This window comes from Paucibacter soli (assembly GCF_037482845.1).
Classification (GTDB): Bacteria; Pseudomonadota; Gammaproteobacteria; order Burkholderiales; family Burkholderiaceae_C; genus Paucibacter_B; species Paucibacter_B soli.
This window is the reverse complement of the sequence record NZ_JBBHJW010000045.1, coordinates 1-393: the sequence shown is the minus strand read 5'-3', so window position 1 is coordinate 393 and position 393 is coordinate 1. Positions and strand designations below refer to the sequence as shown.

Genomic DNA, 393 nt, shown 5'->3' with positions numbered 1-393 from the left:
TCCCGCTGATCGTGGCCGTGTCGTCCCCGCTTCCCAGGGCCAGGGTGTCGTTGCCCGACTGACCGCTGATGACCAGGATGTCCTTGTCTGCGCCCATGTCCACGGCGTCATTGCCCGCCGATGCTGCCGCCGAGCCATTGAGCGTCAGGCTGTCGCCGCCAGCACCCAAGCGGAATTCGTCGTTCGTGCCGGTGACGTTCTGCACGAGGGTGTCGTTGCCGCTGCCGGTGAGAATGAGCAGCCGCTCCATGCCCGACACCTTGACCTGGTGCGTGGCGCCCATGGTGCTCACAGCGTTGTCGCTCAGCACCGAGTTGCCCACGTTCTTGTCGTTGCTCCAGGTGACACCCTCGCTCCAGCCCGACCAGTCGGCGTAGAAGGTGTCGACCCCGC

Annotated in this window: 1 protein-coding gene; it reads right to left on the bottom strand. The window is 65.9% G+C overall.

The window, feature by feature from the left end; translation table 11 throughout:
* The coding region (locus tag WG898_RS25205) for a hypothetical protein (protein WP_339605523.1) at nucleotides 1-393 on the bottom strand (393 nt) is incomplete at both ends.